Below are 25,889 nucleotides of genomic sequence, written 5' to 3'. Positions count from 1 at the left end.
CGGGGCGCGGCGGCCGTCCTATGGTGTGATCATGTCGACCACCTATGCCGCACTGCTCCGCGGAATCAACGTCAGCGGGCACCGGCGCGTCCCCATGCCCGAACTCCGCCTGGTCCTCCAGGAGCTGGGACACCGCGACGTCCGCACCCATCTGCAGAGCGGCAACGCCGTCTTCACCACCGACGCAGGCGCCGGCGCGGCCGACGAGAGCGCGCTCGCCACCGCCCTGGAGGACGCCATCGAGCGGCGCTTCGGCTTCCGCGTCGACTGCCTGGTCCGCAGTGGCGCCTATCTGCGCGCCGTCGCCGACGCCTGCCCCTTCCCCGCCGCGGAGCTGGAGGGCCGGCAGCTCCATGTGACGTACTACTCCGCACCCGTGGAGCCGGAACGGTTCGCCGCGCTCGACCAGGAGGCCTTCCTCCCCGAGGAGTTCCGCCTCGGCGACCGCGCCCTTTACCTCTACGCCCCGAACGGCCTCGGCCGCTCCAAGCTCGCCGACGCCCTCGCCCGCCCCGCCCTGGTCAAAGGCCTCGTCGCCACCACCCGTAACTGGAACACCGTCGCCAAGCTCGTGGAGATGACCGCCGATGCCGCCGACGAGACACCCGGCTGACCGGCCCAAGTGACCCAGGTGGCCCAGATGACAGTCTTTTCATTGGCCCGGGAAACCAGGCCACCTCGCTGGCTAGGCTCACCCCATGACCACTGAGACGAAGAAGACAACAGTCGACTTCTGGTTCGACCCCGCCTGCCCCTTCGCCTGGATCGCCTCACGCTGGATGCTGGAGGTCGAGCAGCAGCGCGACATCGAGCTGCGCTTCCATGTGATGAGCCTGTACTTCCACAACCTCGGCAACGAACTGCCCGACTGGTACCGCACCCTCGTCGACAAGTCGATAGGCCCGGTCCGGGTCGCCGCCGCGGCCGCGGCCCAGCACGGGCCGGAGGTCCTGCGCGACCTCTACACCGCGTACGGCACCCGTATCCACGAGAAGAAGACCGAGGACTTCGACGCCGTCGTCACCGAAGCCCTCGCCGAGCTGGGACTGCCGCCGGAGCTCGCCGCCGCCGCGCACGACCCCGCCTACGACGACGAGGTCCGCCGCAGCCACGACGCCGGAAAGGACCCGGCGGCCGAGGCGTACGTCGGCACGCCCACGATCCATGTGGACGGCACGGTCTGGTTCGGCCCGGTCCTGCGCAAGATTCCGCGCGGGGAGGAGGCGGCCCGGATCTTCGACAGCTTCCGGGTCCTCGCCAACCACCCCGACTTCTTCGAGCTGAAGCGCACCCGCACCGGCGGCCTCGACTTCGGCTGAGCCCGCCCGGGCGTCCTAGGCGGCGAGCGCGCGTGTCTCGGCGCGCGCCTCGTCGTACCGGGTCAGCAGCAGCCGCGCCAGCTCGGGCGCCGGCCCCAGCACATCGGCCAGCACGTCCGCCTCGCGGGCCCCGGCCGCGATCCGGTCCGGCAGCCGGCCCGGCGCGATCACGTACGGGGCCACCGCCACCCGCCGCACGCCGTCGGCGCGCAGCGCGCGTACGGCGTCCTCGGTCAGGGGCAGAGATGCGGAGGCGAACGCAGGCCGCACGGCGCACCAACCGGTGTGCCGCAGCTCCCGCGCCATATCTGCGATCACTGCGATCGCCTCCGGGTCCGTGGAGCCCGCCGAAGCCAGGACGACCCCGGTCGAGCGCTTGTCGCCGGGGGCGAGCCCGGCCTCGTACAGCCGTCGTTCCAGGGCCGAGACGAGCAGGGGCGACGGGCCGAGCACCGGCGCCTGGCGGATCCGCAGGGACGGCGGGGCCTGGCGCAGGACCGCGGGGATGTCGGCCTTCGCGTGGAAGGCCCGGGTCAGCAGCAGCGGCAGCGCCACCACGTCCCGGACCCCCTCCTGCGCCAGCCGCTCCAGCACTCCCGCCACCGAGGGCACGTTGAAGTCCAGGAAGGACGTCTCCACGCGCAGCCCCGGCCGCAGCGACCGCGCCCGGCGCACCAGCGCGTTGACGGTCGCGGCGTGCCGCGGATCGCGGCTGCCGTGGGCGACGACGAGAAGGACGGGGCGGTTCACCGTGGCCAGCTCAGCTCTTCACCAGCAGACCGCGGCCGCGCAGCACCGCACGCTCCAGCGGGCTGAAGATCAGCAGGTCGATGGCGATACCGACGATCAGGATCAGGATGATGGCGAGGAAGATCCCCGGCATGTCGATGTTGTTGCGGCCGTTCTCCAGCAACTGGCCGAGGCCAAGGCCCAGTTCCGGCGAGGACGCGATGATCTCGGCGGCCATCAGGGAGCGCCACGAGAACGCCCAGCCCTGCTTCAGGCCCGCGAGGTAGCCCGGCAGCGCGGCCGGCATCACGATGTGCCAGGCGCCCTTGAGGCCGCTCGCGCCGAGCGTCCGGCCCGCCCGCAGGAACAGCGGCGGGACCTGGTCGACACCGGCCACCAGACCGTTGGCGATCGAGGGCACCGCGCCGAGCAGGATCACCGCGTACATCATCGAGTCGTTCAGACCGATCCACAGCACCGCCGGCGCCACCCATGCCACCGACGGCAGCGACTGGAGACCCGACAGGATCGGACCGAGCGCCGCCCGGACGAACTTCACCCGGGCGACCAGCAGACCCAGCGGCGTACCGATGGCCAGCGCCATCAGGAAGCCGAGCAGCGCCCGCGAGACACTGGTCCACAGGACGTCGAAGAGCGTGCCCTCCAGCCACATCGTGGACAGGCTGTCCCACACCGCGGCCGGCGGCGGCAGCTTGAACTCGTCGGTGACCTTCGCCGTCACCAGCAGCTGCCACACCACCAGCACCAGCGCGACGGCCAGCAGCGGCGGAAGTACCTTCTTCAGCAGGACCTCACGCACCGGAGTGCGGCGCACCTGCACGGCGTCCAGCGCGTCCAGACCCGCCTCAAGGCCCGCCAGGTCGTTCGTATCCGCCTTGACGGTCGTCTCAGTGCTGGCCATGACGGCGGATCTCCCCACGCAGTTCTTCGGTGATCTCGACGGACAGTTCCGCCACGGCGGCGTCCTCGATACGGCGCGGCTGCGGGATGTCGATCGTCCACTCACGGGCGATCCGCCCCGGCCGGGACGACAGCAGCACCACACGCTCGGCCAGTCGTACGGCCTCACGCACGTTGTGGGTGACGAACAGCACCGACAGCCTCGTCTCCCGCCAGATACGGGTCAGCTCGTCGTGCAGCACATCGCGGGTGATGGCGTCCAGCGCCGCGAACGGCTCGTCCATCAGCAGCAGATCGCTGTCCTGGGCGAGCGCCCGGGCCAGCGCCACCCGCTGGCGCATACCGCCGGACAGCTCGTGCACCCGCTTGCGGTACGAACCGCCCAGGCGCACCAGCTCCAGGAGCCGCTCCGCCTCCGGCCGCCGCTCCGCCTTCGGTACGCCGCGCAGCCGCAGCGCGAGTTCGATGTTCTTGCCCGCGGTCAGCCACGGGAAGAGGGCGTGCTCCTGGAACATCAGGGCCGGCCGGCCACCCGGGGTCTCGATGGACCCCGCGGACGGCCGGTCGAGCCCGGCGACCAGATTGAGCAGGGTGGACTTCCCGCACCCGGAAGCCCCCAGGAGGGTGACGAACTCGCCCGGGGCGACATCGAGCGAGATGTCGTCGAGCACGAGCTGCCGCCCGGCGGGTCCGCCGAACGACTTCGAGACATGCTCGATACGGGCCGCATGAGTCACCGCGATCCGGTCCTCGGCCTTGGCGAGTGTCGTGGCCATGGTCGTCACCTCCTGGGAACTGGGCTGGGTACGCGGTTACTCGGCGCCGAGACCGGCGTCGGCGACCTCGGGCTTGCCCGCGGCCTTCAGGACCTTGTTGAGAGGCCGCAGGTCGTAGATGCCGGCCAGGTCGGGCTTTTTCAGCAGTCCGGTGCCCACCGCGTGGTCCGCCTGCGCCTGGAGCGTCGCGGCCAGCGGGTCGTCGGTGAACCGGATCGACGGCCACGCCGGGTCGATGACCTCCGTGGGGAGCGGCTTGCCGGAGAGCGCCTTCAGCCTGGCGTTCGCCGACTCCTTCGCCTTGGCCGGGTTGGCGTTGATCCACGCGTTCGTCTTCACCGAACCGCGGAGCACCGCCTCCACCACGTCCGGGTGCTCCTTGAGGAACGTCTGCGACACGATGATGTTCGTGATCACGAACTTCTCGCCGGGCCACAGCGACGTCTCGTCGAGCAGCACCTTCGCACCCTCGCTGACCAGCTTCGACGCGGTCGGCTCCGGCACCCAGGCGCCGTCGATGGAGCCCGACTTGTAGGCGTCCGGGGCGATCTTGTTGTCCGTACGGACCACGGAGACGTCGCCCTTGCCGCTCTGGGCGTCGACCTTCCAGCCCTTCTCGGCGATCCAGTGGAGGAACGCCACGTCCTGGGTGTTGCCGAGCTGCGGAGTGGCGATCTTCCTGCCCTTGAGATCGTCCACCGTCTTGATCTTCGCCGGGTCGACAACCAGCTTCACCCCGCCGGAGGCGGAACCGCCGACGATCCGCAGGTTCTGGCCCTTGGACTTGGAGTAGCCGTTGATGGCAGGGGAGGGGCCGATGAAACCGATGTCGATCGAGCCGGCGTTGAGCGCCTCGATCGCGGACGGGCCGGCGTTGAAGGCCGACACCTTCAGCTCCGTACCCCCCAGCTCCTTCTGGAAGAAGCCCTCCTGGTCACCGACCAGGGCCGTGGCATGCGTCAGGTTGGGGAAGTATCCGAGCCGCACCTGCGGGGCGGAGAGCTGCGGGCCCTCGGCCACCACCTTCTTCTCGTCCTTCTTGGCCTGCGAGCCGTAGCCGCAGGAGGCGAGTGCGCCGATCAGCAGCGGCATCGCCGCGGCGGCGGCGAGGGAGCGGCGCAGGGTGGTACGGGTGGCGGGCACGGAGGTCGTCTCCTCGGTCAGGGTTGCGTGAGTCTTCGTCTGTGTCGTGCGTGGAGCGGGTGGAGCGCGATGCGGGCGCACATCGGGTGCGCGGAGGTCATCGGGCACATCGCGCGACACCTCCCGTGCCCGCGCCGAGCGCGCCGCTGCCGACGCGGCCGCCCTCCTTCGCGAAGGTTCCGTAGACGTCGAGTCTCATCAGAAGTCCCAGCCGTCGTCGTCGGCGGCGGCCTCGGCCACGGCCTTGGCGGTGGCGAAGGAGTCGCCGGCCATACCGGCCGCGAGGGTGGTCCCGTCGGCGGGGTCGATCAGCAGGAACGAGCCGGTGCGGCGGGAGTCCGCGTACGCGTCCAGCGCCAGCGGCTCGGCCGTACGCACCTTCACCCGGCCGATGTCGTTGGCGACGAGCTGCCCGGGCGCCGGGTGCTGGGAGAGGTCGTCCAGCGTGAGCCGGGACGGGATCTCCTTGACGATCGCCTTGACCGTACGGGTGGTGTGCTTGAGCAGCACCCGCTGGCCCACGGTGAGCGGCTGGTCGGCCACATGGCAGACCGTCGCCTCGACGTCCTGCGTGGTCGCCGGGGCGTCGGCGGCCGGGGCGAGCAGGTCACCGCGCGAGATGTCGATGTCGTCGGCGAGCCGGATCGTCACCGACTGCGGGGCCCAGGCGATGTCCACGGACTCGCCGAGCGCGTCGATGGCGGTGATCGTGGTCGTACGCCCCGAGGGCAGCACGGACACCTTTTCGCCGACCCGGAACGCGCCGGCCGCGATCTGGCCCGCGTACCCGCGGTAGTCGGGGTGCTCGGCGGTCTGCGGACGGATCACGTACTGCACCGGGAAACGCGCGTGGCAGGCCGTCAGATCGTGGCTGACCGGCACGGTCTCCAGGTGCTCCAGGACCGTCGGGCCGCCGTACCAGTCCATGTGCGCGGACGGCTCGACCACATTGTCACCGGCGAGCGCGGAGATCGGAATCGCGGTGATCTCCGGGACGCCCAGCTCGGAGGCGTACCTGGTGAACTCCTCGGCGATCGCCGCGAAGACGGGCTCCGCGTAGTCGACGAGGTCCATCTTGTTCACCGCGAGGACCACATGCGGGACGCGCAGCAGCGCGGCCACCGCGGCATGCCGACGGGTCTGCTCGACGACGCCGTTGCGGGCGTCGACCAGAACCACGGCAAGCTCGGCGGTGGAGGCGCCCGTGACCATGTTCCGGGTGTACTGCACATGCCCCGGCGTGTCCGCAAGGATGAACCGGCGGCGCGGCGTGGCGAAGTAGCGGTAGGCCACGTCGATCGTGATGCCCTGCTCCCGCTCGGCCCGCAGACCGTCGGTGAGCAGCGCCAGGTCCGGCGCCTCCTGGCCACGGGAGCGCGAGGCGTGCTCCACGGCCTCCAGCTGGTCGGTGAGGACCGACTTGGAGTCGTGCAGCAGCCGGCCCACCAGCGTCGACTTGCCGTCGTCGACGGAGCCCGCGGTGGCGAAACGCAGCAGGGTGGTGGCCGCGAGCTGCTCGGACAGCTGCTCGGTGCTGGTGCTGCTCATTAGAAGTACCCTTCGCGCTTGCGGTCTTCCATCGCGGCCTCGGACATCTTGTCGTCGGCGCGGGTGGCGCCCCGCTCGGTGAGCCGGGACGCCGCGATCTCGGTGATGACCTGGTCGAGCGTGGTGGCGTCGGAGTCGACGGCGCCGGTGCAGGACATGTCGCCGACGGTGCGGTAGCGGATCAGCCGGGTCCGCACCGGCTCGTTCTCCTTCGGACCGCCCCACTCGCCGGCCGTCAGCCACATGCCGTTACGGGCGAACACCTCACGCTCGTGCGCGAAGTAGATCTCCGGCAGCTCGATGCCCTCACGGGCGATGTACTGCCACACGTCCAGCTCGGTCCAGTTGGACAGCGGGAAGACCCGCACATGCTCACCGGGCGCGTGACGGCCGTTGTAGAGCTGCCACAGCTCCGGCCGCTGCCGCCGCGGATCCCACTGCGAGAACTCGTCCCGCAGCGAGAACACCCGCTCCTTCGCCCGGGCCTTCTCCTCGTCCCGCCGGCCGCCACCGAAGACGGCGTCGAAGCGGTGCTCCTGGATCGCCTCGGTCAGCGGCACGGTCTGCAGCGGGTTGCGCGTACCGTCGGGGCGCTCCCGCAGCTTGCCCGCGTCGATGTACTCCTGCACCGAGGCGACATGCAGCCGCAGGCCGTACTTCTCGACCGTGCGGTCCCGGTACTCGATGACCTCGGGGAAGTTGTGCCCGGTGTCGACGTGCAGCAGCGTGAAGGGGATCGCGGCCGGCGCGAACGCCTTGAGTGCGAGATGCAGCATGACGATGGAGTCCTTGCCGCCGGAGAAGAGGATCACCGGCCGCTCGAACTCGCCCGCGACCTCGCGGAAGATGTGCACCGCCTCGGACTCCAGGGAGTCCAGGTGGGTCAGCGCGAACGGGCTGTCCGTCGCCTCGTGCACGGTAACGGCCGTGGTCATGAGAGGCCCCTCTCCTTGAGCAGCGCGTGCAGCGCCGCCGCCGACTCCTGCACGGTCTGGTTCTGGGACTCGATCCGCAGATCCGGGTTCTTCGGCTCCTCGTACGGGTCGTCGACCCCGGTCAGACCGGAGATCTCGCCCGCCGCCTGCTTGGCGTACAGCCCCTTCACATCGCGTACGGAGCAGACGTCCACCGGCGTGGCCACATGCACCTCGACGTACGGGGTGCCCTGCTTCCGGTGGCGCTCGCGCACCGCCTCGCGGCTGTCCTCGTACGGCGCGATCACCGGCACGAGCACCTTCACGCCGTTCGACGCGAGCAGCTCGGAGACGAAGCCGATCCGCTGCACGTTGGTGTGCCGGTCCTCACGGCTGAAGCCGAGCCCCGCCGAGAGGAACTCGCGGATCTCGTCGCCGTCGAGGATCTCGACCTTGTGCCCGTCGCCGCTCAGCCGCCCCGCCAGTTCGTAGGCGATGGTCGTCTTGCCGGCGCTCGGCAGTCCGGTGAGCCAGATGGTGGCGCCGGTCACATGCGTCTCCTGAGATTCCTGGGTGTCTGTCATCCGTGCAGCCCGCATTCCGTCTTGGCCCGGCCCGCCCAGCGGCCGGCCCGCGCGTCCTCGCCCTCCAGCACCTGGCGGGTGCAGGGCGCGCAGCCCACGGAGGCGTAACCGTCCATGAGGAGCGGGTTGGTGAGCACCCCGTGCTCGGCCACGTAGGCGTCGACGTCGTCCTGCGTCCAGCGCGCGATGGGGGAGATCTTCACCTTCTGCCGCTTCTCGTCCCAGCCGACGACCGGGGTGTTGGCCCGGGTCGGGGACTCGTCGCGGCGCAGGCCGGTCGCCCACGCGGTGTACGCGGTCAGGCCCTGCTCCAGCGGCTTGACCTTGCGCAGCGCGCAGCACAGGTCCGGGTCGCGGTCGTGCAGCTTCGGCCCGTACGCGGCGTCCTGCTCGGCCACGGTCTGCCGCGGGGTCAGCGTGATGACGTTGACGTCCATCACCGCGTCGACCGCGTCCCGGGTGCCGATCGTCTCGGGGAAGTGGTAGCCGGTGTCGAGGAAGACGACGTCCACGCCGGGCATCGCACGGGAGGCGAGGTGGGCCACGACCGCGTCCTCCATGGAGGAGGTGACGCAGAAGCGCTTGCCGAAGGTGTCGGCCGCCCACTTCAGGATCTCCAGCGGCGAGGCGTCCTCCAGCTCGCGGCCGGCCTGCTCGGCGAGGGCCTTCAGCTCGGTGGCGGTTGCCTGGGTGGTCGTCATATCTCTTCCCCTCCATGGGAGTTGCTCGAAGTGCCCGGGGCGAGGAGCCCCAGGAACTTCAGCTGGAAGGCTCGACTGCACGCCCTGCATTCCCAGGCGCCGTGTCCCTGCTCGCCCGGCCGCAGGTCCTCGTCACCGCAGTACGGGCAGTAGAAGGGGGCCGCACGCTCGCTCATGACAGTGCTTCTTCCGTCGCGCGCGCCGCCCAGGTGGCGAAGCGCTCGCCGTCCTCACGCTCCGCCTGGAAGCGCTTGAGGACCCGCTCGACGTAGTCGGGCAGCTCGGCGGAGGTCACCTTGAGGCCCCGGACCTTACGGCCGAAGCCCGCCTCCAGGCCGAGCGCGCCGCCCAGGTGGACCTGGTAGCCCTCGACGCGGTTGCCGTCGTCGTCCAGGACCAGCTGGCCCTTGAGACCGATGTCCGCCACCTGGATACGGGCGCAGGCGTTGGGGCAGCCGTTGATGTTGATGGTGATCGGCTCGTCGAACTCCGGGATCCGCCGCTCCAGCTCGTCGATGAGCGAGGCGCCGCGCGCCTTGGTCTCGACGATCGCGAGCTTGCAGAACTCGATACCGGTGCAGGCCATCGTGCCGCGCCGGAACGGCGAGGGGGTGACGCGCAGGTCCAGCGCCTCCAGGGCGGCGACGATCGACTCGACCTGCGCCTCCTCGATGTCGAGGACCAGCATCTTCTGCTCGGCGGTGGTACGCAGCCGGCCCGAGCCGTGCGCCTCGGCGATCTCCGCGATCTTCGTCAGGGTGGCGCCGTCGACCCGGCCGACACGCGGCGCGAAGCCGACGTAGAACCGGCCGTCCTTCTGCTTGTGGACGCCGACGTGGTCACGCCACTGGCCGGCCGGCTGCTCGGGGGCCGGGCCGTCGGTCAGCTTGCGCCCCAGGTACTCGTCCTCCAGGACCTGGCGGAACTTCTCCGCGCCCCAGTCGGCGACGAGGAACTTCAGCCGGGCGCGGGTGCGCAGCCGGCGGTAGCCGTAGTCGCGGAAGATCGAGATGACGCCCTCGTACACGTCCGGGACCTCGTCCAGCGAGACCCAGGTGCCCAGCCGCACCCCCAGCTTGGGGTTGGTGGACAGACCGCCGCCGACCCAGAGGTCGAAGCCGGGGCCGTGCTCGGGGTGGTTCACACCGACGAAGGCGATGTCGTTGATCTCGTGCGCCACGTCGAGCAGCGGCGAGCCGGAGATCGCGGACTTGAACTTGCGGGGCAGGTTGGAGAAGTCCTTGTTTCCCACGATGCGGCGGTAGATCTCGTCGATGGCGGGGGTGCCGTCGATGATCTCGTCCTCGGCGATCCCGGCGACCGGGGAGCCGAGGATGACACGCGGGGTGTCACCGCACGCCTCGGTGGTGGACAGGCCCACCGACTCCAGGCGGTTCCAGATCTCGGGCACGTCCTCGATCCGGATCCAGTGGTACTGCACGTTCTGCCGGTCGGTGATGTCGGCGGTGCCGCGCGCGAACTCCTCGGAGATCTCACCGACGACCCGGAGCTGTTCGGTGGTCAGCCGGCCGCCGTCGATCCGGACGCGGAGCATGAAGTACTCGGCGTCCAGCTCCTCCGGCTCCAGCACACCGGTCTTGGTGCCGTCGAGACCCTCGCGGCGCTGGGTGTACAGCCCCCACCAGCGCATGCGGCCACGCAGGTCGTTGGGGTCGATCGAGTCGAATCCACGCTTTGAGTAGATCGTCTCAATGCGTGTCCGCACATTGAGACCGTCGTCGTCCTTCTTGAACTGCTCATTGCCGTTCAGCGGGGTGAAGTGCCCCACGGCCCACTGGCCCTCGCCGCGGTGGCGGCCGGCCTTGCGGCGGGTCGTGGCGGGAGCGGGGGATTCCGGGGTGGCGGCCATGGCGTCGTGTCCTTCGGGACTGCAGGAGGGCGGCTCTGACCTGCACACTCGCGCTCAGAGCAAGGGATGGCGCAGCGGTGCGCAGAAGGGGTCGGGCAAGGGGTGATGTCGGCGGTGCTGGTTCCGTCAGCTCGCCGGACAGATGGCGCTGGACATGCGGCCGAGGTCGACGTGCCGCCGACTCACCAAGGCAATTCCAGTTCCAGACATGACGGAAGCGTGTCACGGGACTTTGGACCCAGTCCAGCATTATCCATAATGTGGACATCACTGTCTCGAATGGTGGGACAGTGTGCCGTGGGTCACGTGCGGTGGGAGCGGAAGGGGTGGTGGGCGGGGCGGCTCAGAAGGCGCCGGGCCAGGGACCGGGCGCCTCGGTCTCCTCCGCCTCCTCCACCTTGGTGCCGAAGAGCCGGAAGCCTCGGCGGAGGTAGTTGTCCATGGCGTGCGGCCCGTCGAGCGAGCAGGTGTGCAGCCAGACGCGGGTGGTGAGGGCGCGATCCGGCCACCGCTCGGCCAGGTCCCAGGCCCGCTGCACCCCGTACGAGAGGAGATGCCCGCCGATGCGGCGCCCCCGGAAGGCCGGGATCAGCCCGAAGTAGACGATCTCGACGACCCCGTCGTCCTGCGGGTCCAGCTCGACGTATCCGGCCGGCGTCCCCCGGTCGTACGCCACCCAGATCTCGGCCCCGGGCCGCTCCACGATCTTCTGCCACTCCGCGTAGCTCAGCCCGAGCCGGTCGGTCCAGCGGATGTCCCCGCCGACGGCGGTGTAGAGGAACCGGCTGAACTCGGCGGACGGCACCTCGGCCCGGACGATCCGTACGTCGCCGTCGGGGGCGGCGGCGGGGCGCAGGTCGTCGGGGGAGGTCTGCTGGAGGGACCAGGTGGTGAGAGTGATGCTCATGCCTGCCAGGGAATCACGGAGGGTGCGGTCCTGGCCAAGGCCGTCTCATGACTGGTCATGGCTGTCTCATGGCTGGTCACGGAGGGGGATGAGGGGAATGGCGGCGCGGACGGCTTCGACGGGGTCGACGACGTCGATGCCGAGCTGGAGGAGCCAGTCGCGGACGCGGGTGAGGGGCTCGTGCATGCGGCGGGCCCGCTCGAGCAGGTCGTCGAGGTCGACCGTGTCGGCGCAATCGAGCAGCGCGTCGTCGTCCGCCTCAAGCAGCATGAGCGCGGTCGCGTGCGTGAGCCCCTCCGGGAGATCCAGGCATGAGACCGAGAGGCCGTGGGTGACGAGCCGGACCGCGATGTCCCGAGGAGGGACGAGCAGGGTCCGGGCGGCAGCCATCACATGGGCGAACGGTATGACCTCGTTGGAGCGCACCCCGTACCAGGGCAGCGGGCCGTGCTCCGTGAACAGCTCCTCGTCGAGCGCAGTGAAGCGGCCCCCCATGGGCTCAACGTCTACACCGAAGTCCCGAAGCCGCCGCGTCAGCCCCTCAAGCCCCAGACCCACGTGGGCCACGTTGGCCAGCAGCTGGGTGAAGGGGATAGGGGCGCCCGGCCGGAGCGGAGGGTGGTAGAAGCCGTCGTCCTCGGAGTAGTCCTCCAGCAGGCGGCTGTCGTTCGGCATGATCACCTCAGGGAAGGGCGAGGGCGGGGTGAAGCCGAGCCGCGCGTACCAGCCGCGGGCCTCGCCCGGCGTGATCTTGAGCCGGTCCGCAGCCAGCAGCACATGCAAGGGCGGCACAGGCTCGGCGCGCGAAAGCCAGGGACCTTCCCCGGTCAGGTCTTCGCTCAGCAACTTGGCCAGAACCGCGAGTGGCGAGGTCAGGCCGCGTCCGTCCGCCGTCAGACCGCATGCGGTCAGCCGCCAGCACAGGTCGAGCACGTCGACACCCGCGGCTCGGGCGGCGGCGGCCAGGTGCCCGGGGTGTAATTCGGCTCCCGTCTCGAACCACTCCGCGCCCTCCTCGCTCAGCACGGTCCTGAGCACGTGGTCGCCCTGGGCAGCCACCGCGGCCCGCCGTACCGCCTCGGGCACCCGGTCAGGACCCCAATGATCCGCCGCCTCCTCGACCGGCATCCCTGCAGCCTCGGCCACCCGGAGGAGCCAAGCCACGGTGACGGGCTCGCTCCGGGCGGCCACCGTGGCCCGTACGGCCGTGGTGGTCTCCGCCACGCCCACGGGATGGACCACCATGTCGGGAAAGAGGTCGGGGGGAATGGTGTGCAGCCCCAGCCGGGCCGCGCGTGACGCCACCGCGCGGGGTGATCTCGCCTGCGCCGCCGCGGCGTTCACCAGCAGCGTCACCTCGTCTTCCTTGGGGGTGGGCGAGTGGAGCCGGAGCGTCAGCAGGGCATGGTCGGACGGCAGGGCCGGCAGGACCGGGCCCACCTCGGCCAGCTCCGGGCACAGGTTGATCAACTCACCCAGCATCCGGTCCGAGCCATGGGCCAGCATCCGCCACAGCCGGATGTGATCCGGCACGAACATGTAGTGGGCGTCTGTCGCGGGCGTGGAGTGGTTGTAGAAGCGCAGGACGTTCGGTACGAACGAGATGTCGGACGGCAAGCACCCCGTCCGCGCGCTGTCCAGGATGTTGCTGCCGTTGCGCAGGCCACGGCCGGTCTCGATACACGCCTCGGCGACAAGATCCGCCGCCGGCATGCTGAAGGCGGACACCCCGCACAGCCAATCGAAGGTGAGCAGCGACTTCTTGTCCTCCACCAGTTCCCCGACCGCCCCCGTCAGCAGCCCCCGCACCACCCCCCGCAGATCGTCCAGGACCTCAGCCCGGTCCGCCGACAGCCGCTCCGGTGCGTACGGGCCCGACAGGTTCACGACCGCACCGACCAGACCCGCCGGCTGGGTCGAGAGCACATCGCCCCGCACCGCCGGATGCACCACCAGGCCGTCCACCAGCAGCGCGCCGCCATGGTCGCACCAGATCACCTGGGCGCCGTCGGGCGCGCCGGTCCACGGCAGCAGATCGCCGTGCGCGTCGAGCCCGAACTGCTCCCCCGAGGGAGCGTCCCGGGGGTGCAGCACCCCCGGCTCCCAGGTCTCCGTACGCTCCCCGTGCGCCGCCACCGTCGGGAACTCAGCGATCCCCAGCACCCGCGCCAGCACATCCGGCGACGACCACCCCGCCCGCTCCTCCCCGTCCTCGCCCGCCTCCCGCAGGTAGAGCCGGACCGTCGTCCCGGGCTCCGCCCCGCGGTCCGCGACCCGCACGATCCGGAAGAGATGGCCCGGGCCGAAGATCGACACCTGGAGTACGGGGCCCGGCTCGCCCGAGGGGCCCATGCGGCAGGTCGTCACCCGGATCTCGTCGGCCAACATGAAGTAGCTGAGCACCCCGATGCCGAAGCGGCTGTTGGGGAAGAACGGCACCGGCGGGTCCAGCCGGGCCCAGGCGGCTCGTTCCTCCTTGAAGTCGGGCTGCTCGGCGAAGCGCGCTCCCGCGTTGGAGAAGACGCCCCGCAGCTCCGCCTCTCCCATCCCGATACCGTTGTCCCGGCATTCGAGATACTCCCGGCCGTCGTCGTCGACGTCCTGCTCGAACCGGATCTCACCCTCGTACGTGTACGAGGCCGCCGCATGCGTACGGTCCAGGTACGCGGTGCGGGCGCGACGGTAGCGGCAGGCGTCCAGGGCGTTCTGGTACAGCTCGCGCACCGCCAGGTCGCGGTCCTTGTAGAGCTGGATGCCCATCAGCAGACCCCGGACCCGCCGCTCGTCCAGCCGGAAGCTCGCCCAGCCCGTGAACGCCCCGCCGGCCGGGACCACACCGTCCGCCGACAGGCGGCCCGGCAGCGCGGGCATGGGGACGGTGATCCGGTCCCGTACCGTCCGGTGCACACCGTGCAGCAGCTCGTCCATGCGCGCACAGCACACCCGCAGCCCCTCCACCACCGCCTCGTGCGCGCAGTCGGCCCGCAGCACCGGCAGGTCGTGGGAGCCGCCCCAGGACGACTCCTCCAGGGTCCGGCGCAGCGCGGGCAGGTCGACCGGGTGCGGGATGCCCAGATGCTCGACGACGATGTCGGGCAGCGCCGCCATCTCGGCCGTCGCCGCCAAGGCCAGCGCCGTCAGCAGCGCCAGGCGGCGGTCGCGGATCCGCTGGTGGCCCGGGCCGCGCAGCCGGTCGTCGGCGGGCAGGGCCTCCAGATACTCCGGGTTGCAGACGTCCGGACCGCGCCGCAGGCCGTGCAGCAGTCTGCTCACCCGCAGCGGGCTCAGGGCGTCCCCGAGCGCCTCGGCCGGGGCGCCGACCGCGTCGAGCAGCCCGGCCACCGCGTCCGTACCGCCGTACGCCTCACGCTGCACCAGCCAGCGGTGGAACAGCCACCAGCCGATCGGGGCCTGCGCCGCGGGCCGCAGCAGCGCGCGCTGCACCAGCAGGCTGTGGCCGTCCGTGAAGGCGTCGAACGCGCCGCGCTCCACGGGGCGTCCGGCGGACTCGTCCCACGGGCCGAGCCGCCAAGGCGCCACCGCCAGCTGCTCCACCGCCGCCCGCAGGTCGTGCACCCGGGCGAGCAGCGGGGTCAGGACGAACGCAGCGGCCTCGGCGGGATAGAGGTCGAGCGCCGGGCCCTGGCCCGGCTCGCCGAGCACCCACTCGATCCGCTCCAGGAACCGCAGCGCGCACCCGGGGTCCTGCCAGGGGTCGTCCGCCAGCTCCTGCCCCGCCTCGTCGCGCAGCGCCGCGAGCGCCGCCGCGACGGCCGCGACCTGTTCCCTGGCGGCGTCGCCGGACCGGCTGCCCGGCACGTGCTCCCACACCGACGAGTCGCGCACCCGGGTCACCCACGCGTCCTCCGTCGCCGTCGGCGCGGGCCCCGGCTGCCCCTGATGGACAATCATTTGACCGACCACTTGGCCGATCTGGTTGGCCTGCACGACCGGGCCCGTCACCTGGCCGGCTTCCACGACATTGTGGGTGCTGGGGTGTTGCATGCGCCGCTACCTCCGCCTCCGTCGGTCCACCAGAGTAGAAGGCTCGGGCCGTCATCCGGCCTGGTACGGCTCCCAGGCGTTCGCCCCCAGTGGGAACTGGTACTTCGGCAGGCCGGTGGTGGCGGTGGTGGTGAATGGCCGACCCTTGTCGTCCAGGCGGAGCGTGCCGCTGCGCCCACCGCTGCTCCACTCCAGCTCCAGGTACCAGCGCACGCTGCGGGCCCTGGTGTGCGCGGTGATCCGCACCACCTGCGGGTCGTCCGCGGACACCTTGTACGGGAAGTCCGATGCGGGCACGAACCGATCGCCCCTGTACCCGGCCACCGGCACGGGCCGGGGCTGGGCCGCGTCCAAGTTGATGTCCAGGCTCTGAAGACGCGCCTCGCCGCCGCAACCGACGCCCATCACATAGGCGTTGCCCGCCAGTGGCTCGGACGTGCCGACCGTGTGTACATGCAGGGCCTTGAGGAGGACGGTCTCCTCGCCGGTCCCCTGGAGCGACACGTCGATCACCACCTCATCGCCCGGCACGCCCTTAAGGGGGGTGACCCAGCCACGGGCGCCCTGCGGGGAGGGCGGCGGGGGCACCTGGTCCGGCTGCCGGTCGAGCACGTACGTCTGGCTGCAGGGGTCCTTCCAGACGTACGGGTCCACGTCCGCCGTGAACGGGACGGTGGGCGGCCGCTCCGGCTCGTCAGGCGCGGCCTGGGTGCCGTCGCCGGGTATGGGACGCGTCGCCGGGCCGCCGCCGTTCCCGGCCGACGGGGAGGCGGGCGGCGACGAGGACGGGGTGGCTCGCGCGTCGCCGGCGTCCCCTCCGCCGGCGGTGCCCGTTCCGGGGAAAGGCGCGGCGGAACTCCCGGTCGAACGGGACGGGACAGGGGCGGCTGCCCGGCTGGGGTCGCCGGTCAGGGCGACGGCGGCTCCGGACGCCGCGAGAAGGACCAACCCCGCCGCGGCGGCCAGCGGTCCCAGACGGCGGCGCCGGGCGCCCTCCGGGGCCTCCGGCCGGGGCTGGGCGGCCGGGTCCGAGGTGGCCGGTGCTTCGGCTTCCGGTTCCGGCAGGGGCTCGGGTACGGGCTCCGGGTCGGCGGCCGCGGCGGGCTCGGTTACGGCGTCCTGCCCGGCGGGCTCCGGTACGGCGGCCCGCGAGGCCGGCTCGGCCTCGTCCGCCGGGGCCTTCGGCCGGGCCTCCTCAGGAGTCTCCGGCCGGGCGCCGGGCGTCTCCTGGGGCGCGGCGGGCGGGGCCGACCGGGCCCGGCGGCGGTCCTCGTCCGCCACGATCCAGGCCCGGTGCAGCCGCAGCAGCTCATCGCGGTCCGCCCCGCACAGCCGCGCGAGCTTCTCCACCGGGGCGAACTCCGTCGGCACCGCGTCACCGTTGCAGTACCGGTGCAATGTCGACGTACTCACGTGCAACTGCTGGGCGAGCGCGCCGTAACTCCGCCCGGACCGTTCCTTCAACTCCCGCAGAAGACCCGCCAGGCCCTCGCTCCGTAACCCCACCCCGATGTTCCCTTCCGTACCGCCGTTCCAGGAACGCGTCCCAGGCGGCCTGTGTTTCCGCAGGTCAGATCCGGCGTGACCGTTCCAGCCTCCCCTATTGTCCCCGTCGGCTGGCTGGAACGCCGAGGCGGCGCGCACGGTGGATGCGGCGGTGGCCGGAACCGGCGCCGCCACCGACGGACCGTCAGCACCCACTCGTACAACGGGGGACACACAACCATGCGCACCTTCAGCATCCGCCGCACCGCCGTCGCCGCCGCCGTCCTGGCGGCCGCGCTCTCGGCCACCGCCTGCGGGGCGGACGACGTCACCAAGGACCCCTCGCCCGCGGCCAAGGGTGTGACCGCCGGCCCGTCGGCGAGCGCCCTGCCCCCGACCGGCGGGACGGACACGGCCGGTAAGGACACCAGCGGCGAGGACACGAGCGGCAAGGAGACCGCCGGGCAGGGCAGCTCCGGGAAGGGCGGAGCCACCGGTCACCAGCCGACCGGCGGAGCCAAGGAGCAGGGCGGCCAGGCCAAGGCCGTCACCTGCACCGGCTACAACACCAAGGTCGTCGCCGACCGTCCCGCCCGCCCCATCAACCACCTCCTGCTCACCGCCACGAACAAGGGCTCCGTCCCCTGCGACCTCTACGGCGCGCCGTTCCTCCGCTTCGGCCAGGACCAGGCAGCCACCGCCATCGACGAGGCCACCCGCCCGCAGAGCGTGATCCGGCTCGCCCCCGGCCAGTCCGCGTACGCCGCCGTCGTCCTGGCGGGCGAGCGGACCGGAAGCGAGGCCGGCGGGCGTGACGTGACCCAGCTCGCCGTCCTCTTCGCGGCCGGCGACGGCTCCGGCTCCACCGGCCGCTCGGTGTCCCTCAAGCTCCAGGCCGGGACGTACAAGACGGACGACGCGAAGGTCACGTACTGGCAGAACAGCCTGGACGACGCCCTCGGCTACTGACGCGGCGACGCGGCTCAGGCGTGGCGGGGCAGCCCCTCGCGTGCGGCGCACACGGCCGGGGCCGTGGAGTGGGGGAGCAGATCGGCCGGGCTGTCCGGTCCGATCAGCTCCACCTCGACCTCCTCGCTGAAGCGGTACGGCCGGTGCGCGAGCACCCCCGCCAGATGCCGCCGCACGCGTGACATTTCGGCGCGTACGGTGACCGTACGCGTCCGGTCACCGAAGACGTCGTCCGCCAGCTCCGCCGCGCTGCGCCCGTCGCGGTGCAGCGCCAGCACGTACAGCAGCTCGGCGTGACGGGGGCTCAGCTGCTGGCGCCAGCTGCCGGCCGCGCCGGACACCTCCAGGGTCCAGCGGCGCGGGCGGCTGACGTCAAGGACCACCCGGCTCACCGTCTCCGCCGTGGACCGCGCGCCCCCGGCCCCGTCGTCGTCCAGCCGCAGCAGCCAGCCGCCCGGCAGCGGCTCCACCGCGCACATCCCGAGCGACGGCAGCCATGTCCGCCCCGCGCGGAAGGACTTGGGCAGCGGCAGCCGGTCCATGGGCGGCATGCCGGTCACCGCCGCCGTCCAGCCGTGGATGTCCACGGCGACGGCCCGGCCGCCCACCGCGCACAGGATCGGCGCGGCCACCGAGCGCAGCCGCTCGATCGACCGCAGATGGCGGTCCCGCAGCTCCGCCTCGGCGAGCTGCGCCACCGAGCCGACCAGCGCCAGCGTCGCCGGATGGAACGTGGACGCAGGCCCGCTCACATCCACGATCCCCAGCAGCCGCTGGTCGCGTGGATCGTGCACGGGCGCCGCCGCACACGTCCAGTTGTGCAGCGTCTGCACGAAGTGCTCGGCCGAGTGCACCTGCACGGGACGGCGCGCGGCGAGGGCCGTACCGACCGCGTTGGTGCCCGTCGTCGCCTCGGTCCAGGCCGCGCCCTCCTCCAGGCAGATGCCGTTGGCCTGCCGCATCACGCCGAGGTTGCCCTCCCGCCACAGCACCCGGCCCTGGTCGTCGGTCACGACCATGATCTGCATCGAGGCGTCGGCGATCCCGGAGAGGCCGGCGCTCAGGGTCCGCATCAGCTCGCCGAGCGCCGTCGTCCGCCGCCGGTGTTCCAGCTCGTCGCGCTCCAGCAGCACACTGCTGGTGGACTGGTCGGGGTCCAGGCCGAGCCGGAACATCCGCCGCCACGACGCGTCGATCACCGGCCGGGGGGCGATCGGAGGCCGCCGCCCGGCCAGCGTCTCGTCCCGTACCTGATGCAGCAGCCGAGCGGCCTGAGCGGCGTCCATGGCGGCGAGACGGGTCAGGTCGAGCGAGTTGTTGTTCATCGGTCCCCCAGCCACCGGGCTGTGCTGTATCGGTTCTGCTGGGTCAGGCGTCGCCTGGCGTCCCGACGCAGAACGGCATTCTGGCGTGTTCGTCCCCATCGTGCCGCCCGCAAACCCTCCAAGAGGGCCTGTTCCCTCAAACCTGCAACGGTTTGCAACTCTGGCAACCCGTCGCCCCGTACATGAAAGTTGCATCAAGCGGGGGTGGTGCCGTGTCGGCGCAGCACCACCCTCAGCTGTGCCCCCGGCTCAGACCACCGCGCGGGCCCGCTCCACCACCGACGCCAGGTCGAGCGTGTGCGGCAGCGTCCCGAACGCGGCCCCCCAGTCTCCGCCGAGCCGCGACGCGCAGAACGCGTCCGCGACCTCCGGCGGCGCCCAGCGCACCAGCAGCGAACCCTGCAGCACCAGCGCCATCCGCTCCACCAGCCGCCGGGCCCGCGCCTCGATGCCGTCCAGATCGGCCAGTTCGGTCAGCAGCGCCTTGATCGCCCCGTCCAGCCGGTGGTCCGCGCCGCGCGCCTGGCCCACTTCCCGCAGGAAGGCGTCCAGCGCCCGCGGCTCCCGCTGCAACGCCCGCAGCACGTCCAGGGCCTGGACGTTGCCCGAGCCCTCCCAGATCGAGTTGAGCGGCGACTCGCGCAGCAGCCGCGGCATGCCCGACTCCTCCACGTAGCCGTTGCCGCCCAGGCACTCCAGCGCCTCCGCCGTCACCGGCGTGCACCGCTTGGTCACCCAGTACTTCGCGGTCGGCACCGCCAGCCGCAGGAACGCCCGCTCCTGCTCCGAGCCCGACTCCTCGACCGTGTCGTACGCCGCCGCCAGCCGCATCGCCAGGACCGTCGCCGCCTCCGACTCCAGCGCCAGATCCGCCAGGACGTTGCGCATCAGCGGCTTGTCGATCAGCAGGCCGCCGAAGGCGCTGCGGTACGCGGCGTGGTGCGCCGCCTGCGCCACCGCCTGGCGCATCAGCGCCGCCGAGCCGATCACACAGTCCAGCCGGGTCGCCGCCACCATCTCGATGATCGTGCGCACGCCGCGCCCCTCCTCACCGACCCGGCGCGCCCACGTTCCGGCGAACTCCACCTCGCTCGACGCGTTGGAGCGGTTGCCCAGCTTGTCCTTGAGCCGCTGGATCGCGAAGGCGTTGCGTGTCCCGTCCGCCAGCACCCGGGGCACCAGGAAGCACGTCAGCCCGCCGGGCGCCTGGGCCAGTACGAGGAAGCCGTCGCTCATCGGAGCCGAACAGAACCACTTGTGGCCGGTGAGCACGTACTCGCCCGCCGCGTCCAGCGGCTTCGCCACCGTCGTGTTGGCCCGGACGTCACTGCCGCCCTGCTTCTCCGTCATGCCCATCCCGAAGAGCACCCCGCCCTTCTCCGCGGCGGGCCGCAGCCCCTCCTCGTACACCGGGGAGGTGAGCCGCGGCTCCCACTCGGCGGCGAGCTCCGGATCGGCCCGCAGCGCGGGCACCGCGGCGTGCGTCATCGACAGGGGGCAGCCGTGTCCGGCCTCCACCTGCGTCCAGACGAGGAATCCCGCGGCGCGTCGCACATGCCCGCCCGGGCGTGCCCAGGCGCCGGTGAGCCCGGCGGAGACGGCCCGGCCGAGCAGCCGGTGCCAGGCCGGATGGAACTCGACCTCGTCGATCCGGTGGCCGTACCGGTCGTGGGTGCGCAGCTTCGGCGGGTTCTCGTTGGCGAGGAAACCCCATTCCTGGGCCTGCGCCGAGCCCGCCGCGCGCCCCAGTTCGGTCAGCTCCTCTTGCGCTTGCGGAAGGACTTCGGGCGCGAGATGCCGTTCCACGGCCTCGGTCAGGGCACGATCGGCCGCGAAGGCGTCGTACCCCACCAGGGGTGGAGCCTGATTGGTCACTGTGTGGGTGGTGGCTGCCATGCCGATACGGTAAGGAGGTGCAGGCAGCAAATGAAACACCCGAGCGGTCACCGGGCAGGCTCCACCGGGCCCGAGTCCTCTACCGCAACGTCTCGAAGCGGAAAATGGTCTGGCTGCTTCTGAAGGACACGGTCAACTCGTGCATCGAGTACCGCATCCTCGGTCTCGCCGCCGAGGCGGCGTTCTTCACCATCCTGTCGCTGCCGCCCCTCATGCTGAGTCTGCTCGGACTCCTCGGCTACGTCGACGACTGGACCAGCACCACCACGGTCGCCTCCATCCAGGAGAACATCCTGGGCGCCGCCGGGACGGTCCTGTCCGACCGGGGCGTCAACGACATCGCCAAGCCGCTGCTGGAGGACGTCACCCGCGGCGGCCGGCCGGACATCATCTCCATCGGTTTCGCCATCGCCCTGTGGTCCGGCTCGCGGGCGGTGAACGTCTTCATCGACACGATCACCGTCATGTACGGCCTCGACGGGCACCGCGGCATCGTCGCCACCCGGCTGCTCGCCTTCCTGCTCTACATCATCGCCCTGCTCATCGGCGCGGTGGTGCTGCCGCTCGCCGTGGTCGGCCCGGACCGGGTGGTGGAGCTGATCCCCTGGGGCACGGAAGTGGTGGCGGTGCTGTACTGGCCGGTGGTGATCCTTTTGTCCATCGCCTTCCTCACCACCCTCTACCACGTGTCCGTGCCGGTCCGCTCGCCCTGGATCGAGGACATCCTCGGGGCGCTGGTGGCCCTCGGGATGTGGGTGCTCGGCAGCTTCCTCCTGCGGATCTACCTCACCAGCCAGGTCGAGGGCCCGACGATCTACGGCTCGCTGGCCGCCCCGATCGCCGTGCTCCTGTGGATCGGCATCTCCGCCTTCGCCGTCCTGGTCGGGGCCGCGGTCAACGCCGCCATCGACCGGGTCTGGCCCTCCGTCGCCACCGCCGCGGCCCGCGAGGCCACCGAGCGGGTCCGTACGCAGCAGGCGGCGGAGCTGGTCGCCCGGGCCAAGGCGGCGGTGGAGGAACTGGACGACGACGATCCGGACATGCCCTCGGAGTTCCCCGAGCGCTGGTCGAAGTTCCTGCCGCCGGACGACGTCAAGTCCCGGCTGCACACGGTCCGCGAGAAGGAGAAACAGCCCAAGGACCGGGACAAGGACCGGGAGCGGGACAGAGACCGGCACCAGGGCTGACCCCAAAGGGCACAGGCCCCAGAGGTCTCAGGCCCGCGTCCCACCGCTCGCTCCCGCCACCCCCGCACGGCTAATCTCGAAGCCGTGTACGAGGAACGTCCGTCACAGCTCTCGGGCGCGGTCGTCTGGACCCGTACGCCCCTGCGGGGGCGGCGGCCCTGCCCCGTTCTGCCCGACGGATGCATGGACCTGCTCTGGCACGACGGCCGGCTGCTCGTCGCCGGGCCCGACACCCGCGCCCACGTCCCCGAGGCCACCGGCGGCGGCTGGACCGGGGTCCGGTTCGCGCCGGGGGACGCGCCCGCGCTGCTCGGAGTGCCCGCCCATGAGCTGCGGAACCAGCGGGTGGAGCTCGCGGAGCTGTGGCCCGCCGCGCGGGTACGGCGCCTGGCCGGCCGCGTCGCGGCCGCCGCCGACACCGCCGCAGCCCTGGAGGCGCTGGCGGTGAGTGCCGCCGCGGACACCGCACCGCCCGATCCGCTGCTGCGGGCCGTCGTCGCCCGGCTGAACGCCGGCGCGGGCGTCGCCGCCACGGCCGACGCCGTCGGCCTCGGCGCCCGCCAGCTGCACCGGCGGGCCCTCGACGCGTTCGGCTACGGCCCGAAGACCCTCGCCCGCGTGCTGCGCCTCCAGCGGGCGCTCGCGCTCGTACGGACGGGTGTGCCGTACGCGGCGGCGGCGATCGGCGCGGGCTTCGCCGACCAGGCGCATCTGGCCCGCGAGATGAGAGCCCTTGCGGGCACGACGCTGAGCGCCTACGAGGCGTTGGCGAAGAGTGAGACGCCACAGCCGTCCGGGTCGAGCACCACCGCGTAACGCTGCCCCCACTCCGCGTCCCAGGGCTTCAGATGCCCTTCGTATCCGGCCTCGGTCAGCGACGCGTACACCGCGTCCACCTCGGCCGGGCTCGCGCACACGAACGCGAGCCCGATGCGCTCACCGCCCGTGGGCCGGGTCCAGCCCGGGTCGAACGACCGGATCACCTCCTCGGTGTCCCAGGCGATCCGCAGCCCGCCCGGCAGCGGCGCCTCGACATGCGGCGCGGCGTCGGCGTCGGCGGGGATGTCCAGGCCGAGGCGCCGGTAGAAGGCGAGGGAGGCGGCCATGTCCGAGACGACCAGGCCGATCACATCGAATCGTGGAGTAGTCATGGCCACACGGTAGAAGCGCGGCCGGGCCCCGGTCTTGTACGAATCGGACCAGCCCCGGGGCCCGGACCCTGAGAACGCGGCACGGCCGCGCGGAGCACCCGCGCGGCCGTGCCGTTCCCGCCGTCGCCGACGGCTACTTGAGGTAGAAGAGCCCGTCCGTCGTGACCGTCGGACGGCCCGCCGTGCCCACCACCACGATCTTGACCGTGTGCTGGGCGGCGGCCGGCCAGCTCTTGGTCCAGATCGCGTCCCGGTACTTCGCCGTCGACGACTTGAGGTCGACGGTGGCCACCTTCGTCCCGTCCACGTACACGTACACCTGGCCCGACGTGGCCGCCCGCGACACCACCAGCGCCGCCGAGCGGCCGGTGAACGTCCAGGTCAGGGAGGAGTTCTTGGTGGCGCTGCTGTAGGAACGGCCGCCGAAGTAGGCGCTGGCGGTCTTGGTGGCCCAGGTGCCCGTACGCACCGCCGCGGTCTCCTGGAGCACCACCGGCGTGGTGGTCACCGAGGCGGCGCCGCGGTTCCCGGCCCGGTCGTACGCCGAGAGCGACCAGGTCGTCGCCTTGCCGGACGTGCCGTTCTGCGGGGCCGAGGAAACCGTCGGACCGTAGGTCGCGGCGAGCGGAGCGGTCAGCCGTACGTCGCGCACGCCGACCGCGTCGGTCGCCTTCCACGCCAGCGTGAGCGGTACCGCCGAGGCGTTCACCAGGCCCGTACGGAGCGAGAGCGCCGGCTTCGTCGTGAACACCGGCGCGGTGACGTCACCGACGACGGTCACGGCCGCGCTGGTCGCCGCCTTGCCCGTCTGGTGCACGGCGCGGACCTGGACGCTGTGGCTGCCCGCCGGGACGCTCGCTTGCGCGGAGGTCGCCGAACCGGCCGCCGTGGCCACCACGGCACCGTCGACCAGCACCTCATGGCGGGTGACGAAGGCGGCAGGAGTGGTCGAGGACCAGTTGACGGTGATCGGGCCACGCGTGTGGTACGTGCCGCCGGAGGCCGTCGCGCCGGTGACCGAGGAGACGGTCAGACCGGTCACGGGACCGGCCGCCCAGGAGCGGATCGAGGACAGCTTGCCGTAGAACGCCCCGCCCGGGCACTGGGTGTTGTAGCCGTCGCGGTGGCCGTGGATCACCGGGAACGCGAGCTGCGCGCCCTTCGCCCAGGACTTGCGGAAGTAGTTGGTGCCCGCGTCACCGGCGGTCAGCGTCGCGGTGCCGGTCGGGTTCACCCCGTACTGGCCGAGCTTCCAGGCGGCGATCCGGGCGACCGACACCATCGCGGCCTGCGACGGCGCGGCGTCGGTGTAGGTGCCGAGGACGGAGATGCCGGTCGTCTCGGCGTTGAAACCGTAGGAGTGCGCGCCCTGCACGGGCCGGTCGACACCGCCCTTGCGGCCCTCGTAGACGGTGCCGCACTTGTCGACGAGGAAGTTGTAGCCGATGTCCTTCCACGTCAACTGCTTGACGTGGTAGGCGTAGATGCCGCGGACGACGGCCGGGGCCTCGGCGCAGGTGTAGGAGTTGGACTCGGCGGTGTGGTGCACCGCCACGGCCTTGATCTTCCCGCCGGGGAGGTAGCCCGGAGCCTCCGGGCTGATCGTTTCATCGGCGCCCCAGCCGGACCGGGGAGTGATCGCGGGACGCGGCGCCGTGGACGACGGGCCGCCGGTCGCCGACGGCGTGGGCGTCGGGGAGGCCGGTGCCGGGGACGAGGCCGGGGGAGTGGTGGCCGTCGCTGAGGGGGAGCCGCTCTGGACCGGCCCGGTGGCGGTGGCCGAAGGCTCCGTGGTGGTCGGGGAGTCCGAGGGGACCGGCTCGGGCGGCGCGGCCGTCGCGCTCGGCGAAGGCTCGGCCGGGGCGGTGGACGCGGTGGCGTCGGGGCCCTCGGTCTCGGCCGCGAACGCGGCCGGTGCCATGGCGATCCCTCGGGCGTCGCCCGGCCCCTTGCCGGGGTCGATCATGTCGAGGCGTATGCCTTTGGGCAGGACCGACGAGGTCTTGCCGTCGGCGACGACCCGTATCTCCACTCCGTCGGACGGCCCCACCCAGGCGGGCTCGGTGCCGCCGCGACGGGCAGAGGCCTCGCCCTGGCCGCTGTCGCCGTCGAGCCGCAGCCAGGCCGACCAGGTGCCCGTCCTCACCGCCCGGGTACGGGCCTCGATCGTGCCGGTGACCCGCGCCTTGGGATCGGCCCAGGTCACCCCGAGCATGCTGAACGGCTCGGTGTCCCGCCGGCCGAGCGACGCGGAGCGCCCGCCGTCGCCGGTACTCAGCGCGACGGTCCTGGTGTCGACCTGGACGGGCCCGTGCCCGCCCCGGTCGTCGGACCCCGCGTCCGGCAGGCCGGTGACTCCTTCGAAGACCAGTACGCCGGCCAGACCGGCGGCCACGGCCATGGCCGTGCCCCACACACGACGCCGCTGCATGCGGCCCCCACCCCTCGCTCATGAGAAA

Annotated in this window: 23 protein-coding genes; 5 read left to right on the top strand and 18 right to left on the bottom strand. The window is 71.9% G+C overall.

Annotated features, from left to right (window positions below):
• Positions 1–31 precede the first annotated feature (31 nt).
• Positions 32–613 (top strand): DUF1697 domain-containing protein, encoded by a 582-nt coding sequence (locus IEZ01_RS04315; RefSeq protein ID WP_019890241.1) that lies wholly within the window; start codon positions 32–34, stop codon positions 611–613.
• 85 nt (positions 614–698) lie between these two features.
• Positions 699–1,319 carry a mycothiol-dependent nitroreductase Rv2466c family protein gene (locus IEZ01_RS04310; RefSeq protein WP_019890242.1) on the top strand — a complete coding sequence of 207 codons (621 nt, stop codon included), beginning with the start codon at positions 699–701 and terminating at the stop codon, positions 1,317–1,319.
• A 15-nt stretch (positions 1,320–1,334) separates the two neighbouring features.
• Here the strand turns inward: IEZ01_RS04310 and IEZ01_RS04305 are convergent, their stop codons facing one another.
• The 14 genes from IEZ01_RS04305 to IEZ01_RS04245 all read right to left on the bottom strand — a co-directional run bounded on the left by IEZ01_RS04305 (position 1,335) and on the right by IEZ01_RS04245 (position 16,923).
• Entirely contained in the window at positions 1,335–2,069 is a 735-nt protein-coding gene (locus IEZ01_RS04305; protein WP_189199970.1) for a sirohydrochlorin chelatase, read from the bottom strand.
• Between the two features lie 10 nt (positions 2,070–2,079).
• The gene (locus IEZ01_RS04300) at positions 2,080–2,970 is read right to left on the bottom strand and encodes an ABC transporter permease (protein ID WP_019890244.1); all 891 of its coding nucleotides are present in this window, start codon (positions 2,968–2,970) and stop codon (positions 2,080–2,082) included.
• Positions 2,957–3,745, bottom strand: coding sequence for an ABC transporter ATP-binding protein (locus IEZ01_RS04295; RefSeq protein WP_019890245.1), 789 nt, complete (start codon positions 3,743–3,745; stop codon positions 2,957–2,959). Before IEZ01_RS04295 ends, IEZ01_RS04300 begins: the two co-directional genes overlap by 14 nt.
• Positions 3,746–3,781: 36 nt before the next feature.
• A complete protein-coding gene (locus IEZ01_RS04290; RefSeq protein WP_189199968.1) occupies positions 3,782–4,888 on the bottom strand; it encodes an aliphatic sulfonate ABC transporter substrate-binding protein in 1,107 nt (368 codons plus the stop codon).
• A gap of 198 nt (positions 4,889–5,086) precedes the next feature.
• Positions 5,087–6,436 (bottom strand): sulfate adenylyltransferase subunit 1, encoded by a 1,350-nt coding sequence (locus IEZ01_RS04285; RefSeq protein WP_189199966.1) that lies wholly within the window; start codon positions 6,434–6,436, stop codon positions 5,087–5,089.
• Entirely contained in the window at positions 6,436–7,371 is a 936-nt protein-coding gene (gene cysD, locus IEZ01_RS04280) for a sulfate adenylyltransferase subunit CysD (protein WP_189199964.1), read from the bottom strand. Before cysD ends, IEZ01_RS04285 begins: the two co-directional genes overlap by 1 nt.
• Positions 7,368–7,949, bottom strand: a complete 582-nt coding sequence (gene cysC, locus IEZ01_RS04275) for an adenylyl-sulfate kinase (RefSeq protein ID WP_373287560.1) — start codon at positions 7,947–7,949, stop codon at positions 7,368–7,370. Before cysC ends, cysD begins: the two co-directional genes overlap by 4 nt.
• On the bottom strand, positions 7,931–8,635 hold the full coding sequence (locus IEZ01_RS04270; RefSeq protein ID WP_019890251.1) for a phosphoadenylyl-sulfate reductase: 705 nt from the start codon (positions 8,633–8,635) through the stop codon (positions 7,931–7,933). The genes cysC and IEZ01_RS04270 overlap by 19 nt, the downstream gene beginning before the upstream one ends.
• Positions 8,632–8,811, bottom strand: coding sequence for a hypothetical protein (locus IEZ01_RS04265; protein ID WP_078513432.1), 180 nt, complete (start codon positions 8,809–8,811; stop codon positions 8,632–8,634). Before IEZ01_RS04265 ends, IEZ01_RS04270 begins: the two co-directional genes overlap by 4 nt.
• Positions 8,808–10,505: a nitrite/sulfite reductase gene (locus IEZ01_RS04260; RefSeq protein WP_019890252.1), complete on the bottom strand. Its 1,698-nt coding sequence runs from the start codon at positions 10,503–10,505 to the stop codon at positions 8,808–8,810. Before IEZ01_RS04260 ends, IEZ01_RS04265 begins: the two co-directional genes overlap by 4 nt.
• Before the next feature lie 126 nt (positions 10,506–10,631).
• The gene (locus IEZ01_RS35980) at positions 10,632–10,715 is read right to left on the bottom strand and encodes a putative leader peptide (RefSeq protein ID WP_309486338.1); all 84 of its coding nucleotides are present in this window, start codon (positions 10,713–10,715) and stop codon (positions 10,632–10,634) included.
• Positions 10,716–10,848: 133 nt separating this feature from the next.
• Entirely contained in the window at positions 10,849–11,412 is a 564-nt protein-coding gene (locus tag IEZ01_RS04255; RefSeq protein WP_019890253.1) for a GNAT family N-acetyltransferase, read from the bottom strand.
• 66 nt (positions 11,413–11,478) lie between these two features.
• The gene (locus IEZ01_RS04250; RefSeq protein WP_189199960.1) at positions 11,479–15,417 is read right to left on the bottom strand and encodes a wHTH domain-containing protein; all 3,939 of its coding nucleotides are present in this window, start codon (positions 15,415–15,417) and stop codon (positions 11,479–11,481) included.
• 51 nt (positions 15,418–15,468) lie between these two features.
• On the bottom strand, positions 15,469–16,923 hold the full coding sequence (locus IEZ01_RS04245; RefSeq protein ID WP_028798107.1) for a helix-turn-helix domain-containing protein: 1,455 nt from the start codon (positions 16,921–16,923) through the stop codon (positions 15,469–15,471).
• 219 nt (positions 16,924–17,142) lie between these two features.
• Between IEZ01_RS04245 and IEZ01_RS04240 the strand changes: the two genes are divergently transcribed.
• Positions 17,143–17,871 (top strand): DUF4232 domain-containing protein, encoded by a 729-nt coding sequence (locus IEZ01_RS04240; protein WP_019890256.1) that lies wholly within the window; start codon positions 17,143–17,145, stop codon positions 17,869–17,871.
• 14 nt (positions 17,872–17,885) lie between these two features.
• On the opposite strand, the gene IEZ01_RS04235 is transcribed toward IEZ01_RS04240, so the two are convergent.
• On the bottom strand, positions 17,886–19,196 hold the full coding sequence (locus IEZ01_RS04235; protein WP_189199958.1) for a helix-turn-helix domain-containing protein: 1,311 nt from the start codon (positions 19,194–19,196) through the stop codon (positions 17,886–17,888).
• A gap of 249 nt (positions 19,197–19,445) precedes the next feature.
• Positions 19,446–21,092 (bottom strand): acyl-CoA dehydrogenase family protein, encoded by a 1,647-nt coding sequence (locus IEZ01_RS04230; protein WP_189199956.1) that lies wholly within the window; start codon positions 21,090–21,092, stop codon positions 19,446–19,448.
• Positions 21,093–21,109: 17 nt separating this feature from the next.
• On the opposite strand from IEZ01_RS04230, the gene IEZ01_RS04225 reads away from it, so the two are divergent.
• Together IEZ01_RS04225 and IEZ01_RS04220 are read left to right on the top strand one after the other, a co-directional pair.
• A complete protein-coding gene (locus IEZ01_RS04225) occupies positions 21,110–22,279 on the top strand; it encodes a YihY/virulence factor BrkB family protein (RefSeq protein WP_078513434.1) in 1,170 nt (389 codons plus the stop codon).
• 84 nt (positions 22,280–22,363) lie between these two features.
• Complete coding sequence (locus IEZ01_RS04220; protein ID WP_028798109.1) at positions 22,364–23,095, top strand: helix-turn-helix domain-containing protein; 732 nt, start codon at positions 22,364–22,366, stop codon at positions 23,093–23,095.
• Here IEZ01_RS04220 and IEZ01_RS04215 read toward each other — a convergent pair.
• Together IEZ01_RS04215 and IEZ01_RS04210 are read right to left on the bottom strand one after the other, a co-directional pair.
• Positions 23,035–23,430, bottom strand: a complete 396-nt coding sequence (locus IEZ01_RS04215) for a VOC family protein (protein WP_189199953.1) — start codon at positions 23,428–23,430, stop codon at positions 23,035–23,037. The two genes, IEZ01_RS04220 and IEZ01_RS04215, sit on opposite strands and share 61 nt — an antisense overlap.
• 133 nt (positions 23,431–23,563) lie before the next feature.
• Positions 23,564–25,861 (bottom strand): peptidoglycan recognition protein family protein, encoded by a 2,298-nt coding sequence (locus IEZ01_RS04210; protein ID WP_189199951.1) that lies wholly within the window; start codon positions 25,859–25,861, stop codon positions 23,564–23,566.
• Between the last annotated feature and the right edge of the window lie 28 nt (positions 25,862–25,889).

This window comes from Streptomyces purpureus (genome assembly GCF_014648195.1).
In the GTDB taxonomy this organism is placed as follows: Bacteria; Actinomycetota; Actinomycetes; order Streptomycetales; family Streptomycetaceae; genus Streptomyces; species Streptomyces purpureus.
Note: the sequence above shows the minus strand (reverse complement) of the source record. Positions and strands in the feature narration are given on the sequence as shown.